Source organism: Sphingobacterium olei, from assembly GCF_005048855.1.
Lineage (GTDB): Bacteria > Bacteroidota > Bacteroidia > Sphingobacteriales > Sphingobacteriaceae > Sphingobacterium > Sphingobacterium olei.
Genome location: NZ_SUME01000026.1, coordinates 1 through 752, shown reverse-complemented (window position 1 = coordinate 752; position 752 = coordinate 1). Strand labels below are relative to the sequence as shown.

Here is a 752-nt window from a genome sequence, read left to right as displayed (position 1 = left end):
GGATCTACCGGCGGGTTATCCGGATCGGTAGGGTCAAGCGGGTTGTTATCCGTTGAGCTGCCCTCCACATCGCGGTCCTTCGGATCTTTTCCTTTCGCCACCGCGACATTGTATACCGCTCCGGCATCTAGGTCGGCCTGTGTCACCGTATGCTGTGCCGTAAAGTTCTGGCTCGCACCAACAGCAAGGCTAGGGATATTGCCGACAGCTATATTATCTGCGTTTGCATCCGATACATTGATGTCTGTCAGCGTCACGTTGCCACTGTTGGTTACCGTGATCGTGTATTCGATCACATCGCCAACTGCATTGTATGTCTGTGTTCTGTCCGTTGTTTTGATAACGGTCAGTGCGCCCTCCTGGTCGATCTCAACGATCGTACATTCAGGACACGTAGGATCTACCGGCGGGTTATCCGGATCGGTAGGGTCAAGCGGGTTGTTGTCCGTTGAGCTGCCCTCCACATCGCGGTCCTTCGGATCTTTTCCTTTCGCCACCGCGACATTGTATACCGCACCCGCATCTAGGTCGGCCTGTGTCACCGTATGCAGTGCCGTAAAGTTCTGGCTCGCACCAACAGCAAGGCTCGGGATATTGCCGACAGCTGTATTATCTGCGTTTGCATCCGATACATTGATGTCTGTCAGCGTCACGTTGCCACTGTTGGTTACCGTGATCGTGTATTCGATCACATCGCCAACTGCATTGTATGTCTGTGTTCTGTCCGTTGTTTTGATAACGGTCAGTGCGCC

General features: G+C 53.3%; 1 protein-coding gene. It reads right to left on the bottom strand.

Annotated elements, in window-relative coordinates; genetic code table 11:
- Positions 1–752, bottom strand: a 752-nt coding sequence (locus tag FAZ15_RS22385) for a DUF7507 domain-containing protein (protein WP_202912477.1), incomplete at both ends; no start/stop codon positions are given.